Raw genomic sequence first — 14,895 nt, 5'->3', positions numbered from 1 at the left:
GCGTGCCGATCACGTACGGGGCATACGATCGCTCCTCGTGTCGGACCTCGCAGACGCCGCCAAGCGGCTCGTGCTCGGCCGTCCGGTCCGCAGCGACCGGCTCGGCCACACGCTCCTGCCCAAGCGCATCGCGCTGCCGGTGTTCGCGTCCGACGCCCTGTCGTCCGTCGCGTACGCACCCGACGAGATCCTCCTGACGCTGTCCATCGCCGGCCTGGCCGCGCTGACCATCTCGCCGTGGGTGGGTCTGGGCGTCGTCGCCGTGCTCGTCACCGTGGTCCTGTCCTACCGCCAGAACGTGCACGCCTACCCCTCCGGTGGTGGCGACTACGAGGTCGCGTCCGTCAACCTCGGGCCGAAGGCGGGCGTGACGGTCGCGAGCGCCCTGCTCGTCGACTACGTCCTGACGGTGGCGGTCTCCATCTCGTCCGGCGCGCAGTACGCGGCCACCGCCATCCCTGCGCTGCGGGGGCACGAGACCTCGTTCGCGATCGCGCTGGTCGTGCTGCTGACGCTCGTGAACCTGCGGGGCGTCAAGGAGTCGGGCTCGATGTTCGCGATCCCGGTCTACCTGTTCATGGCCGCGATGGGCTCGCTGGCCGTCGTCGGTGCGTTCCGCTACTTCACCGGCACGCTGCCGCCCGCCGAGAGCGCGGGGCTGGAGGTCGCGGCCGAGGCGGGCTTCGAGCAGGGGCTCGTCGGGCTGGCGGGCGGGTTCCTCGTGCTGCGCGCCTTCGCCTCCGGCTGCGCGGCCCTGACCGGCGTGGAGGCCATCAGCAACGGGGTGCCGGCGTTCCGGAAGCCGAAGTCGCGCAACGCGGCGACGACCCTGATGCTGCTCGGCGCGCTGTCGACGACGATGATCATGTCGATCCTCCTGCTGGCCCAGGCGACCGGGGTGCGGTTCGCCGACCGGCCCGCGGAGCAGCTGCTGCGCGACGGCGTCCCCGTGGGCGAGGGCTACGTGCAGCACCCGGTGATCAGCCAGCTCGCCGCCTCGGTGTTCGAGGGGCTCGACGTGCTGTTCGTGCTCGTCGCGGCCGTGACGGGCCTCATCCTCGTGCTGGCGGCGAACACGGCGTTCAACGGGTTCCCCGTGCTCGGCTCGATCCTGGCGCGCGACGGCTACCTGCCGCGCCAGCTGCACACCCGGGGCGACCGGCTCGCGTTCTCGAACGGCATCGTCACGCTCGCGGCGGCCGCGGTGGCGCTCATCTGGGTCTTCGACGCGCAGGTCACCCGCCTGATCCAGCTCTACATCGTCGGGGTGTTCGTCTCGTTCACCCTGTCGCAGCTCGGGATGGTGCGGCACTGGACCCGCGCGCTGCGCACGGAGCCCGAGCCCCGCGCGCGTGCCCGCATGGTCCGCTCACGCCTCATCAACGCGGTCGGCCTGGCGATGACGGCCACGGTCCTGGTGATCGTGCTGGCCACCAAGTTCATGCTGGGCGCGTGGATCGCGATCCTGGCGATGGGCGTCGTCTTCGTCGCGATGCAGGGCGTGCACAGCCACTACCAGCGGGTGCGCGAGGAGCTCGCGCTCGGCGACGACATGCAGGCGGCGCGCGCGCTGCCGAGCCGCGTGCACGCGGTCGTGCTCGTCTCGCACCTGCACCGCCCGACGATGCGGGCCCTCGCCTACGCACGCGCCTCGCGGCCGCACGTGCTCGAGGCGGTCACCGTGGGCGTGGACCCGGACGACGTCGCGGCGCTGCGCGCCCAGTGGGACGCCGCGGACGTGCCCGTGCCGCTGAAGGTGCTCGACTCGCCCTTCCGCGAGATCACCCGCCCGGTGCTCACGTACGTGCGCTCCATCCGGCGCGACAGCCCCCGCGACCTGGTCGTGGTCTACATCCCCGAGTACGTGGTCGGGCACTGGTGGGAGCAGCTGCTCCACAACCAGAGCGCGCTGCGGCTCAAGAGCCGCCTCCTGTTCACGCCGGGCGTGGTCGTGGCCTCCGTGCCGTGGCAGCTCGCGTCGAGCGAGGGGCAGACAGGCCTGGAGGACACGGTGCGAGGACCGGTGAAGCGTGTCATCTGACATCACGCCCGCGACGGGCGACGTCGTCGAGCTCGAGGTCGGGCCCGTCGCCCACGGCGGCCACTGCGTCGCCCGGTACGAGGGCCGCGTCGTGTTCGTGCGGCACACCCTGCCCGGGGAACGCGTGCGCGCGCGACTGACGGACGCCGGCGAGACCGCCAAGTTCTGGCGCGCCGACGCCGTGGAGGTGCTGGAGGCGTCGCCCGACCGGGTGCCGTCGGCGTGGCCCGAGGCCGGCCCCGGCGGCGTGGGCGGCGGCGAGCTGGCGCACGTCGCGCTGCCGGCGCAGCGCGCGTGGAAGGCCACCGTGCTCGCCGAGCAGCTCCAGCGGCTCGCCCGGCTGGACCTGACGCCCGAGGTGCTGGCCGCGCCCGGTGACGACGGGCGTGGCGGTCTCGGCTGGCGGACGCGCATCGAGCTCGTGGCCGACGCGAGCGGGCGCGCCGGCATGCGCCGGCACCGGTCGCACGACGTCGTGCCGCTGACGAGCATGCCGCTCGCCAGCGACGACATCGCGGCGCTCGACCTGTTCTCCGCCCGCTGGCCGGCGGGCAGCCGCATCGAGGCGGTCGCGCCGGCGGACGGCTCCTCGGCGCTCGTCCTCGTCGACGGCGCGCCGTTCGACCGCCAGCGCGGCCGACCCGACACGCGCCCGAACGCACGCGCCGCCGTGCGCGAGCAGGTGCTGCTCGACGACCGCCGGTACGAGTACCGCGTCGCCGGTGCCGGCTTCTGGCAGGTCCACCGCGAGGGGCCCGCGCTGCTGGTCCGCGAGGTGCTGCGGGGCGTCGGCGACGTCGAGGGCGCGACCGTGCTGGACCTGTACTCGGGTGCCGGGCTGTTCTCGCTCCCGCTGGCCGACGCGGTGGGCGGGTCGGGCCGCGTCGTCGGCGTCGAGGGCGACGCGCGCGCGGTGCGCGACGCGCGCCGCAACGCGCACGACCGCCCGCAGGTGGAGCTGCACGCCGGCGACGTCGCGGACGCCCTGCGGGGGCGCGGGGGAGCGCCCGTGGCGGCCCGCGCCGACGTCGTGGTGCTGGACCCGCCGCGCACGGGTGCGGGGCGCGGGGTCGTGGACGCCGTCGCCGCGCTGCGGCCGGAGCGGATCGTGTACGTCGCGTGCGACCCCGCGGCGCTCGCGCGTGACGTGGCGCTGTTCGCGGCGCACGGCTGGACCGGGCTCGAGGTCACCGGCTACGACCTGTTCCCGCACACCCACCACCTCGAGGCGGTCGCGGTCCTCACCCGCTGAGGCCCCGGGGGACCGGCGAGGGTGCCGTGCGCAGGGGACGGCGGACACCCTGTCCGCCGTCCCCTCGTGCGCTGCGGGTCCCCCCGCGACCTGCCGCCGTGCCCCGTCAGCGCGCCGGCAGGTGCGGGCGCGACGTCACCGGTAGGTGATCGACGACGCGCTGTAGCCGCACGCGGAGCTGGGGCCCGAGCCGATCTTCGACGGCTCGCCGGAGGTCACGCCCCGGTACTCCTCGCAGATGACGATCTTCCTCGAGGAGTCGTTCCGGATCGTCACGCCCGAGAGCGTGGCCCGGTCGCCGAGGTTGGAGTTGATCCCGACCAGCGACTTGCCCGGCGCCGTGACCTGGACGTTCTCCACCCGGACGGTGCGGGCGTACTGCTTCGAGCAGTTGCCGCACGACCGGTAGAGCTTGCCGAAGTCGCTCACCTGGAAGTTCCTGATGACGAAGGTGCCGGGGCCGTTGTGCTGGAACACCTTGTCGGAGGCGCCGCGCGCTCCGCCGCCGTCCACGGTCATGGTCTGCGACGCGGAGGTGCCCTTGAACGTGGCGGCGTCCTCGCCGACGTCCTCCCACCAGACGTTCTGCAGGGTGCAGGTGCCCGTGCAGTGCACGCCGTCCCCGGCGCCGGTGCCGATGATGACGTTCTTGAGCACCGCGCCGTCCTCGAGCAGGAACATCGGCGGCTGGGACTCGTCCTGGTCCCCCGAGGAGATGCCGTAGTGCCGCACGAGGCCCAGGTCGCGGGTGCCCGAGACGCTGATGGTCGAGGAGACCTTGACCTGCCCGGCCGCCGAGGGCCACGCAGGGAAGGTGCCTCCGCCGCTCGGCGGCGGCGTCGTGGTGCCGCCGTCCGCCCCGACCTTCGCGAGCTGCCACTGCTGGTTGTACTGGTTGCCGTCCGCGACCTGGGTGATGGTCGCCCCGTCCGTGGTGGAGCGGTTCGTGACGGAGACCGCGCGGCCCGAGTGCCGGCTGAGCAGGCGGACCCGCCCGCCCTCGGAGTCGCTCAGCCGGAAGTGCTGGTTGGTGGCGTTCAGGTCGGTGAACTGGCGGATCTGTCCGCCGTCCTGCGTCGACCACTCCCACACGTCGAGCACCTTGCCCGAGTGCCGGTTCTGCAGCCGGTACCAGCCGCTCCCGGCGTCGACGAACCGGAACTGCTGCCAGGCCCCGTCGTTGCGGGTCCACTGCTGGACGACGCCGCCGTCCGCGGTCGAGAAGTCGCGGACCTCCATGGCCTTGCCGCTCTGGCGGTTCACGAGGACGTACCACGCGTTCGTGTCGACGCTCGCCGCGCTGGCCGGGGCGGCCCCGACGAGTGCCGCCGCACCGACGGCGAGCGCCGTGGCGGCGGCCGCGAGGGTGCGGTGCAGGCGCGATCGGACCCTGCTGTGCTGGATCATCGGCGATCCCTTCCTCCTGGGGCGCGCGCGTCGGCGCCGTCCGGCGGCCCGCCGGGGGCGGCGCGGGCCGGCGGCCCATGCTGCGCGGAAGCGCTTTCCGCCTCGGGTCGCACCGTAGGGAACGCGCTCCGGCCGCGGGAAGAGGGCCAACGGGCCCGAAACCATTCATCGTTGTACTGGCGCACGCGGCCCGGCGCGGCGGTGCGGCCGGCCCGTCCCGGCGCCCTCGCCAATCACCCGGGACGGTCCTAGCGTGGGGGTGACGTCCGCGGCGGCGCGGACCGGCCGGGACGGAGTGCACGATGAGCGAGAGCCAGGACCCGCGGCAGCGCCTCGCGGAGGCGAGCCGGATCGTGACGCAGGAGCTGCACAAGCAGGGCACGCCCGAGTACGACCACCGGGCGCACGAGCGCGCGGTCGAGGCGGAGCGGCGGGCCGCCGAGGCCGTCCGGCTCGCGGCCGAGTCCGAGTCCCGCTGAGCCGCATGCCGGCTGCGGCCGGCACGCGCCACGCCGAGGGGCGGCCCGCGCCGCGGGTCGCCCGTCGTGGCGTCTCAGGGTGTGCGCGGGGTGGCGCGCCGCCGGTGCGGCCTCCGCCCGCGCGTGTGCGTGCACGTCCCGGCGCGGAGCGGGTAAGATGTATCTCGACATCAAGATATCTGGACGGCTGCCCGCTGCCGGTGGCAGCGGCCGCGCCGTCCCGAGGCCGTGCCGCCCGGTCCTGGCCGGACGCCGGCCGCCCTCGCCGGGCCTCCCAGACCGCCCGGCCACTCGCCAGCGAAGGAGCCCACGTGAGCAGCGTCGACAGCTTCGGATCGAAGGGAACGCTCGAGGTCGGTGACGACTCGTACGAGATCTTCCGACTCTCCGCGGTCCCCGGTGTGGAGCGGCTGCCGTACAGCCTGAAGATCCTCGCCGAGAACCTCCTGCGCACGGAGGACGGCGCGAACATCACCGCGGACCACGTCCGCGCCGTCGCCGGGTGGGACCCGCAGGCCCAGCCCGACACGGAGATCCAGTTCACGCCCGCCCGCGTGATCATGCAGGACTTCACCGGCGTGCCCTGCGTCGTCGACCTCGCCACGATGCGCGAGGCCGTCGGCGACCTCGGCGGCGACCCGTCCCGCATCAACCCCCTCGCGCCGGCCGAGCTCGTGATCGACCACTCGGTGCAGATCGACGTGGCCGGTCGCCGCGACGCGTTCGAGCGCAACGTCGAGCTCGAGTACGAGCGCAACCGTGAGCGCTACCAGTTCCTGCGGTGGGGCCAGACGGCGTTCGACGACTTCAAGGTCGTCCCGCCCGGCACCGGCATCGTGCACCAGGTGAACATCGAGTTCCTCGCGCGCGGCGTCATGACCCGCGAGGTCGACGGGACCCTGCGCGCCTACCCGGACACCTGCGTCGGCACCGACTCGCACACGACGATGGTCAACGGCCTCGGCGTGCTGGGCTGGGGCGTCGGCGGCATCGAGGCCGAGGCCGCCATGCTCGGGCAGCCGGTGTCGATGCTCATCCCGCGCGTCGTCGGCTTCAAGCTCACCGGGACGATCCCCGCGGGCGTCACCGCGACCGACGTGGTCCTCACGATCACGCAGATGCTGCGCCAGCACGGCGTGGTCGGGAAGTTCGTGGAGTTCTACGGCGACGGCGTCGCCTCCGTGCCGCTGGCCAACCGCGCCACGATCGGCAACATGAGCCCCGAGTTCGGCTCGACGGCGGCGATCTTCCCGGTCGACCAGGTGACGATGGACTACCTGCGCCTGACCGCCCGCTCGGAGCAGCAGCTCGCGCTCGTCGAGGCCTACGCCAAGGAGCAGGGCCTCTGGCACGACCCGCAGGCGCCCGGCTACGTCGAGCCCGTCTTCTCCGAGTACCTGGAGCTGGACCTGTCGACGGTCGTCCCGTCGATCGCCGGGCCCAAGCGCCCCCAGGACCGCATCGAGCTGTCGGCGGCCAAGGAGTCGTTCGCGACGTCGATCCTCGACTACGTCGACGTGCACGGCACGCCGGCGCTCACGGGTCTCGACGAGTCGGTCGTCGAGACGTTCCCGGCCTCCGACCCGATCGCCGCGGGTGAGCACGCGGACGGCTCGGACAAGCCCTCGCAGGTCGAGGGCGGGGACACGGCGGGGCGCCCGCACAACCGCGTCCCCGTCACACTCGCCGACGGCACGACGACCGAGCTGGACCACGGGCACGTCGTCATCGCGTCGATCACGAGCTGCACCAACACGTCGAACCCGTCGGTCATGCTCGCGGCGGCGCTGCTCGCCCGGAACGCGGTCGAGAAGGGGCTCACGGCCAAGCCGTGGGTCAAGACGTCGATGGCGCCGGGCTCGCAGGTCGTCACCAACTACTACGAGAAGGCCGGCCTGTGGCCGTCCCTCGAGAAGCTCGGCTTCCACCTCGTCGGCTACGGCTGCGCCACCTGCATCGGCAACTCCGGCCCGCTCGCCGACGAGATCTCCGCGGCGGTGAACGAGCACGACCTCTCGGTCGTCTCGGTCCTCTCGGGCAACCGCAACTTCGAGGGCCGCATCAACCCCGACGTGAAGATGAACTACCTCGCGTCGCCGCCCCTCGTCATCGCGTACGCGCTGGCTGGGACGATGGACTTCGACTTCGAGAACGAGCCGCTCGGCACGACCGAGGCCGGCGAGCCCGTGTTCCTGCGGGACATCTGGCCCGCGCCCGAGGACGTGCAGGCGACGATCGACGCGTCGATCGACCGGCAGATGTTCTCGGACGACTACGCGGACGTGTTCGCCGGCGACGACCGGTGGCGCGCGCTGCCGACGCCCGAGGGCGACACGTTCGCGTGGGACCCCGAGTCGACCTACGTGCGCAAGCCCCCGTACTTCGACGGCATGGGCGCCCGTCCGGAGCCGGTCACGGACATCTCCGGCGCGCGGGTGCTGGCGAAGCTCGGCGACTCGGTGACGACCGACCACATCAGCCCCGCGGGCTCGATCAAGGCGGACAGCCCGGCCGGCCTCTACCTGGCCCAGCACGGCGTCGACCGCCGCGACTTCAACTCCTACGGCTCGCGCCGCGGGAACCACGAGGTCATGATCCGCGGCACGTTCGCCAACATCCGCCTGCGCAACCAGCTCGTGCCGGGCGTCGAGGGCGGCTTCACGGTCAACCACCTCACGGGCGAGCAGTCGTCGATCTACGACGCGTCGGTCGCCTACCAGGAGGCGGGCGTCCCGCTCGTCGTCCTCGGCGGCAAGGAGTACGGGTCGGGCTCGTCGCGCGACTGGGCGGCCAAGGGCACGAGCCTGCTGGGCGTGCGCGCGGTGATCACCGAGTCGTTCGAGCGGATCCACCGCTCCAACCTCATCGGGATGGGCGTCCTGCCCCTGCAGTTCCCCGAGGGCGAGACCGCGGACTCGCTCGGGCTCGACGGCACGGAGACCTTCGACATCGCGGGTGTGACGGCGCTCAACGAGGGCACCACGCCGCGCACGGTGCGGGTCACCGCGACCAAGGTCGACGGCTCGGTCGTCGCGTTCGACGCGGTCGTGCGCATCGACACCCCGGGCGAGGCGGACTACTACCGCAACGGCGGCATCCTGCAGTACGTCCTGCGCTCGCTCGTCGGCTGACGCAGCGGCAGGCGGACGGCCCGTCGGCACCCTCGGGTGCCGGCGGGCCGTCGTGCGTCCGGGACAGCTCGGCGCCCGGCGCGGGTGCGGGTCGGACCGAGGTCAGCGGGGGGCGAGCTGTGCCGCGGCGTGGCGGCCCACGGCCGCCATGAGCGGGTACTCGTCGGGGTGGGCGAGCAGGACCGGGACGAGCGCGGCGGCCCAGGCGCGGGCGCGGAGCCACGTCGCGTCGTCCCAGCCGCGCAGGGCGTCGCAGCGCGCACGGAACGCGGCCCGGCCGTCGGCGTCGAACGTCAGCCACGCGGTCGCGAGGTCGCTCGCCGGGTCGCCGGACGTGAGGTCGCCGAAGTCGAGCAGGCCGGCGAGCGCGCCGTCGCGGCTGACGAGGTTGCCCGGGTGCGGGTCGCCGTGCAGCCACACCGCCGGCCCGGCCCACGGCGCGGCGGCGAGCCCGTCCCGCCACGCGGCGCGCAGCGCGTCCACGTGCGGTGTCGCGGCCGTGAACCGCGCGGTCACGACGTCGTGACGGTCCGCGAGCGGGACGCCGCGGTGCGGGCTGGGCGGGGCGTCGCGCGGCGCGGGCGTGTGCAGGGCCGACAGCGCGTCGGCGAGCTGCGCCGCCCACGCCGTGCGCGACGCCGGCTCGGTGGCGGCGACCGTGTCGCCGCGCAGCCACGGGACGACGCTCCACGACCACGGGTAGCGGGCGCCCGGGCGCCCGACCCGCAGCGGTACGGGCAGCGGGACGGGCACGCGGTCCGCGAGCAGCGGCAGCCACCGCTGCTCGCGCTCGACGAGCTCGGCGGAGACGGCACGCACGGGGAACCGCAGCGCCAGGTCGTCACCGAGCCGCCACGTCAGGTTGTCCCAGCCGTGGGTGCGCCCGTGCAGCGGCAGGTGCGCGAGGTCGGGGTGCTGCTCGGCGAGGAGGGCGCGCGCCAGGTCCGCGTCGACGTCGACCTCGATCTTGGGGTGGCGGGGGAGCGGCGCGGCGGTCACGGGGTGACCGTACGGCCCTCGTCCCAGGGCACCGTCCAGCCGAGGGCGTCGAAGATCCCCGACAGGACGATCGCCGTGAAGCCCCAGACCAGCACGCCGCCGTCGAGCTCGAACGCGGGGGTGCGGGTGCGGCCGCGCGGCACGGGGTGGACCACGACCGCGCGCCGCGCCGGGTCCAGGAGGTCCGCCACGGGTGCGCGGAAGACGTCCACGGCCTCGCGGTGGTCGACCGCGGCGACGCGGGAGGGGGTGGTCCACCAGCCGACGACCGGGGTCACCACGTTGTTGCTCACGGGCAGCGGGACGTCGCCGAGGGTGCCGAGGACCTCCACGCCGCCCGGCTCGAGCCCGGTCTCCTCGACGGCCTCGCGCAGCGCGGCGCCGACCGGCCCGTCGTCGTCCGCGTCGATGCCGCCGCCGGGGAAGGCGACCTGGCCCGGGTGGTGGCCGAGCGTCGTGGCGCGCCGCTGGAGCAGGACGTCGAGGTCGGCGGGGACGTGGCCGTCGTTCCGCTCGTGGGCGGGGACCGAGTCGAGCACGCCGAAGAGGACCAGCACCGCGGCGCGCCGGACCCGGGCGGGGTCGAGCCGCAGGCCGGTCGGGTCGCCGGGCCAGCGGACGCCCGCGGCGACCATCCGGCGCAGCTCCTCGCGCGCGCCCGCGGCGGCGTCGCCGCCCCGGCCGGCGACCGCCCCGTCCCGTGCGCTCACGTGCGGTCCCGCGCCAGGTCGGCGAACGCCCCGAACGCGGCCCCGGCCGCCGGCACGAGCGCCGGCAGGTGCCGTGCCCCGGCCGCACGGATCGCGTCGGCCTCGCCCTCGTCGAGGTCGCCCACCATGTCGGGCGTGGCGAGCCAGAGGTCGAGCATCGCCGCGTCGAGCTCCGGGTGGAACTGGAGCCCGACCGCGCTGCCCGCGCGGAACGCCTGCACGCGCGTGACCGCGGACGACGCGAGCAGGGTCGCACCGGCCGGCAGGTCGACCTCGTCGGAGTGCCAGTGCAGGACCGTCGGCGCGGTGCCGACCGCACCGAGCGCGCCCAGCACCGGGTCGTCCGCGAGGACCTCGACCGGTCCGAAGCCCACCTCGCGCGCGGTCCGCCGGTGCAGCGCGGCGCCGAGGGCCAGTGCCAGCAGCTGCGCCCCGAGGCACACGCCGAGCACCGGGACGTCCGCGTCCACGGCGGCACGCAGGAGCGCGCGCTCGGCCGCGAGACCGGGGTGGCCCGCGGTGTCGTCGGCGTCCATCGGCCCGCCCATGACGACGAGCCCGGCGAGCTCGCTCACCGCCGGCAGCTGCGGCTCGGGCCGGTCGAGCACCGTCCGCACGCTGTACGGCACGCCGCCGAGGGCACGCCCGATCAGGCCGGGTCCCTCGTGCGGTGCGTGCGTCAGCACGAGGACCCGGCGCGGCCCGGTCACCAGCCGTCCGGCAGCGGCCGGCCCTCGTCGTAGCCCGCGGCGGACTGGATGCCGACGACCGCGCGCTCGTGGAGCTCCTCGAGGTTCGTCGCGCCGACGTACGTCGCGGCGGACCGCACGCCGGCGGTGATGTGGTCGACGAGGTCCTCGACGCCGGGGCGCCGCGGGTCGAGGTACATGCGCGAGGACGAGATGCCCTCCTCGTACAGCGCCTTGCGGGCGCGCTCGAACGCCGAGCCGCCGCGCGTGCGCGCCGCGACGGCCCGCGCGGAGGCCATCCCGAAGCTCTCCTTGTACAGGCGCCCCTGGCTGTCGGTGTGCATGTCGCCCGGGGACTCGTGGGTCCCGGCGAACCAGGACCCGACCATCACCTGCGACGCGCCGGCGGCGAGGGCGAGCGCGACGTCGCGGGGGTGCCGCACGCCGCCGTCCGCCCACACGTGCCGGCCGAGGCGCCGGGCCTCGGCGGCGCACTCGAGCACCGCCGAGAACTGCGGCCGCCCGACGGCCGTCATCATGCGCGTCGTGCACATGGCACCGGGACCGACGCCGACCTTGACGATGTCCGCCCCGGCCTCGACCAGGTCCCGTACCCCGGCCGCCGTCACGACGTTGCCCGCGACGACCGGCACCTGCGGGTCCACCGCGCGCACGGCGGCGAGCGCGTCCAGCATCCTGCGCTGGTGGCCGTGCGCGGTGTCGACGACGAGCACGTCGACGCCGGCCTCGAGCAGCTCCGCCGCCTTCGCCTTCACGTCGCCGTTGATGCCGACCGCCGCGGCGATCCGCAGGCGTCCCCGCGCGTCGAGCGCGGGCGTGTAGATCGACGAGCGCAGGGCGCCGACGCGCGTGAGCACGCCGACGAGGCGGCCGTCGTGGACCACGGGGGAGAAGCGGCGCCGCTCGCGGTGCAGCTTCTCGAAGGCCTCCTCGAGGCCGTGCACGCCGTGCTCCTCGACGACCGCGAGCTCGAGCGTCGTCGGCTCGGGCGTCATCACCTGGCCGACCTGCGTGAACAGGTCGACGCCGCGGCAGTCGGCCTCGGTGACGACGCCGACCGGGCGCCCGTCGTCGACGACCACGGCGGCGCCGTGCGCGCGCTTGGCGATGAGCGTCAGGGCCGCGTGCACGGTGTCGTGCGGGCCGACGACGGTCGCGGTCTCGACGACCGGGTGGCGCGCCTTGACGCTCGCGACCACGGTCGCGACGACGTCGGTCGGCGTGTCCTGGGGCAGCACCGCGATGCCGCCGCGCCGCGCGATCGTCTCCGCCATGCGGCGGCCGGCGACGGCCGTCATGTTGGCGACCACCAGCGGGAGGGTCGTGCCGGTGCCGTCGACGCTCGTCAGGTCCACGTCGAAGCGCGAGGTGACCTCGGAGCGCGACGGCACGAGGAACACGTCGCCGTAGGTGAGGTCGGAGGTGGGCGCGTGGCCCGGGAGGAAGCGCATGGGGATCCCCTTTCCGGCGCATCCTATCCGGCGGCACCCGCCGGCGACCGGCGGCGGTAGGGTCGCGCGCATGCTCGTGGCGCTCACCGGGATCGGCCTGTCGGCGGCCGCCGGGCTCAACGCGTACGTCCCCTTTCTCGTGGTGGCGCTGCTGGCCCGCCTGACGGACGTCGTCACGCTGCCGTCCGCCCTGACGTGGATGGAGAGCTGGTGGGCCATCGGCGTCGGGACGGTGCTCCTGCTGACGGACGTCGTGCTCGACAAGGTGCCTCTCGTGGACACCGTGAACGACGCGGTGCAGACCGTGATCCGGCCCGCCACGGGCGGCGTCGTCTTCGCGGCGACGGCCGCGGCGGAGGACCTCGAGGGCTCCACGTGGGTGCAGGACCACCCGTGGGTCGCGGTGACGGCCGGCGTGGTCGTGGCGGCGCTCGTGCACGCGGGCAAGGCGACCGCCCGGCCGCTCGTGAACGCGGCCACGGCCGGTACCGGCGGCCCGGTGGTGTCCGCGGTGGAGGACGGCGTGTCCGTGGGGCTGAGCCTCCTGGCGGTGTTCGTGCCGGTGCTCGTGGTCGTCGTGCTCGGGCTGCTGGTGTGGGGGTTCGTCGTGGTCCTGCGCCGTCGGCGGCGACGCCGCCCGGGCCCGGCCGCGACGCCGGGCCCGGTGCGCGGCAGGTTCTGAGGGCGCGCTGAGCCCGACGCCGGTCGGGACGCCGCTCCGGTGCGCGGCGCCTAGACTGGTCGGTCACTGAGACGCCCCGTCGCCGCACGGCTGGGTCGCCGTACCGGGAGGAGACCTCGTGGGACTGCTGGACCGCATCACGTCGCCGCAGGACGTGCGCGCCCTGCCGGCACGTGACCTCGACCGTCTCGCCGCGGAGATCCGCGACTTCCTGGTCGAGCAGGTGTCCCGCTCGGGCGGGCACCTCGGTCCCAACCTCGGCGTGGTCGAGCTGACGATCGCGCTGCACCGCGTGTTCGAGTCGCCGCACGACACGCTCGTCTTCGACACGGGGCACCAGTCCTACGTGCACAAGCTGCTGACCGGCCGCCGGGACTTCTCGGCCCTGCGCCGGCGCGGCGGGCTGTCGGGCTACCCCAGCCGCGCGGAGTCCGAGCACGACGTGGTCGAGAACTCCCACGCGTCCACGGCGCTCTCCTGGGCGGACGGCATCGCCAAGGCGCGCCAGCTGCGCGGCGAGCCCGACCGGCACACGGTCGCGGTGATCGGCGACGGCGCCCTCACGGGCGGCATGGCCTGGGAGGCGCTGAACAACATCGCGGCGGACTCCGAGCGCCGGCTCGTGATCGTCGTCAACGACAACGGCCGCTCGTACGCGCCGACGACCGGCGGGCTCGCGCAGCACCTCGACGTCCTGCGCACGACGCGCCGGTACGAGTCGCTGCTGTCGTGGGGCAGGTCGACGCTGCACCGCTCGGGGCCGCCGGGCCGGCTCGCGTACGAGGCGCTGCACGGCGTGAAGAAGGGCATCAAGGACGTCGTCGCGCCCCAGGGCATGTTCGAGGACCTCGGCCTGAAGTACGTCGGACCGGTCGACGGGCACGACGAGGCGAGCGTCGAGCGCGCGCTGCGGCGGGCCAAGGCGTTCGGCGGGCCCGTGATCGTGCACGTGATCACGGAGAAGGGCCGGGGATACACGCCGGCCGAGCAGGACGTCGCGGACCGGTTCCACGCCGTCGGGCGGATCCACCCGGAGACGGGTCTGCCGCTGGCGCCGTCGCGCTTCGGCTGGACGAGCGTGTTCGCGGACGAGATCGTCCGCATCGGCCGCCGCCGCCCGGACGTGGTCGCGATCACCGCGGCGATGCTGCAGCCCGTGGGCCTCGCGCCGTTCGCGCAGGAGTTCCCCGACCGCGTGTTCGACGTCGGGATCGCCGAGCAGCACGCGGCGACGTCCGCGGCGGGGATGGCGTACGGCGGGCTGCACCCCGTCGTGGCGGTCTACGCCACGTTCCTCAACCGCGCGTTCGACCAGGTGCTCATGGACGTCGCGCTGCACCGTGCCGGCGTCACGTTCGTGCTCGACCGCGCCGGCATCACGGGTGACGACGGCGCCAGCCACAACGGCATGTGGGACATGGCGATGCTGGCCGTCGTGCCCGGTCTGCGGCTCGCAGCGCCCCGCGACGAGGCGACCATGCGGGCGGCCCTGCGCACGGCGGTGGACGTCGACGACGCGCCGACGGTCGTGCGGTACCCCAAGGGCGCGATGGGCGACGCGATCCCGGCGCTCGACGACGTCGACGGCGTGGACGTCCTGGCGCGGCACGAGGGCGAGGGCCGGCGCGTGCTCGTCGTGGGTGTCGGGCCCATGGCCACGACCGCACTCGCGACCGCGGAGATCCTGGCCGGGCACGGGCTCGCCGTGACCGTCGTCGACCCGTGCTGGGTGCTGCCCGTGCCGGCCGCGCTCGTCAAGCTCGCCGGCGAGCACGACCACGTGGTCACCCTCGAGGACGGGCTCGTCGACGGCGGCGTCGGCGCGCTGCTGGGGCAGCGCAGCCGCGAGGCCAACGTCGCGACGCCCGTGCAGTCGGTCGGCGTGCCGTCGAGCTTCCTCGACCACGCGTCGCGCGACGAGATCGTCGACGCGCTGCGCCTCCGCCCGCACGACGTCGCCGCGGACGTCCTGACGGCGCTCGCCGCGCGCGGCTGACCCCGGGGGGACGCGCCCGGACCGGACCGGGCGCCGC

At 74.6% G+C, this 14,895-nt stretch carries 11 protein-coding genes; 6 read left to right on the top strand and 5 right to left on the bottom strand.

Annotation, left to right across the window (positions count from 1 at the left end; all coding sequences use genetic code 11):
• Positions 1-37: 37 nt before the first annotated feature.
• Both E5225_RS09710 and E5225_RS09705 read left to right on the top strand, forming a co-directional pair.
• Complete coding sequence (locus E5225_RS09710; RefSeq protein WP_135973453.1) at positions 38-2,041, top strand: APC family permease; 2,004 nt, start codon at positions 38-40, stop codon at positions 2,039-2,041.
• Positions 2,031-3,293, top strand: a complete 1,263-nt coding sequence (locus tag E5225_RS09705) for a class I SAM-dependent RNA methyltransferase (RefSeq protein ID WP_135973454.1) — start codon at positions 2,031-2,033, stop codon at positions 3,291-3,293. Before E5225_RS09710 ends, E5225_RS09705 begins: the two co-directional genes overlap by 11 nt.
• A 135-nt stretch (positions 3,294-3,428) precedes the next feature.
• Here E5225_RS09705 and E5225_RS09700 read toward each other — a convergent pair whose 3' ends face one another.
• A complete protein-coding gene (locus tag E5225_RS09700) occupies positions 3,429-4,700 on the bottom strand; it encodes a pectate lyase (RefSeq protein ID WP_135973455.1) in 1,272 nt (423 codons plus the stop codon).
• Positions 4,701-5,002: 302 nt separating this feature from the next.
• On the opposite strand from E5225_RS09700, the gene E5225_RS09695 reads away from it, so the two are divergent.
• Together E5225_RS09695 and E5225_RS09690 are read left to right on the top strand one after the other, a co-directional pair.
• Positions 5,003-5,179, top strand: a complete 177-nt coding sequence (locus E5225_RS09695) for a translation initiation factor 2 (RefSeq protein ID WP_135973456.1) — start codon at positions 5,003-5,005, stop codon at positions 5,177-5,179.
• A gap of 311 nt (positions 5,180-5,490) precedes the next feature.
• Positions 5,491-8,310, top strand: coding sequence for an aconitate hydratase (locus E5225_RS09690; protein ID WP_135973457.1), 2,820 nt, complete (start codon positions 5,491-5,493; stop codon positions 8,308-8,310).
• A gap of 102 nt (positions 8,311-8,412) precedes the next feature.
• On the opposite strand, the gene E5225_RS09685 is transcribed toward E5225_RS09690, so the two are convergent.
• The 4 genes from E5225_RS09685 to E5225_RS09670 form a co-directional block, all read right to left on the bottom strand.
• Entirely contained in the window at positions 8,413-9,309 is an 897-nt protein-coding gene (locus E5225_RS09685) for an aminoglycoside phosphotransferase family protein (protein ID WP_135973458.1), read from the bottom strand.
• Positions 9,306-9,944: an NUDIX hydrolase gene (locus tag E5225_RS09680; protein ID WP_135973475.1), complete on the bottom strand. Its 639-nt coding sequence runs from the start codon at positions 9,942-9,944 to the stop codon at positions 9,306-9,308. Before E5225_RS09680 ends, E5225_RS09685 begins: the two co-directional genes overlap by 4 nt.
• A gap of 71 nt (positions 9,945-10,015) precedes the next feature.
• Positions 10,016-10,729: a type 1 glutamine amidotransferase gene (locus E5225_RS09675; RefSeq protein ID WP_135973459.1), complete on the bottom strand. Its 714-nt coding sequence runs from the start codon at positions 10,727-10,729 to the stop codon at positions 10,016-10,018.
• Positions 10,726-12,180, bottom strand: a complete 1,455-nt coding sequence (locus E5225_RS09670) for a GuaB1 family IMP dehydrogenase-related protein (protein ID WP_135973460.1) — start codon at positions 12,178-12,180, stop codon at positions 10,726-10,728. Before E5225_RS09670 ends, E5225_RS09675 begins: the two co-directional genes overlap by 4 nt.
• 70 nt (positions 12,181-12,250) lie before the next feature.
• Between E5225_RS09670 and E5225_RS09665 the strand changes: the two genes are divergently transcribed.
• A complete protein-coding gene (locus E5225_RS09665; RefSeq protein ID WP_135973461.1) occupies positions 12,251-12,862 on the top strand; it encodes a DUF4126 domain-containing protein in 612 nt (203 codons plus the stop codon).
• A 118-nt stretch (positions 12,863-12,980) separates the two neighbouring features.
• Entirely contained in the window at positions 12,981-14,858 is a 1,878-nt protein-coding gene (gene dxs, locus E5225_RS09660) for a 1-deoxy-D-xylulose-5-phosphate synthase (RefSeq protein WP_135973462.1), read from the top strand.
• The last annotated feature ends 37 nt before the right edge of the window (positions 14,859-14,895 follow it).

The organism is Cellulomonas shaoxiangyii, from assembly GCF_004798685.1.
Classification (GTDB): domain Bacteria; phylum Actinomycetota; class Actinomycetes; order Actinomycetales; family Cellulomonadaceae; genus Cellulomonas; species Cellulomonas shaoxiangyii.
This window is presented reverse-complemented; position numbering and strand designations above follow the sequence as displayed.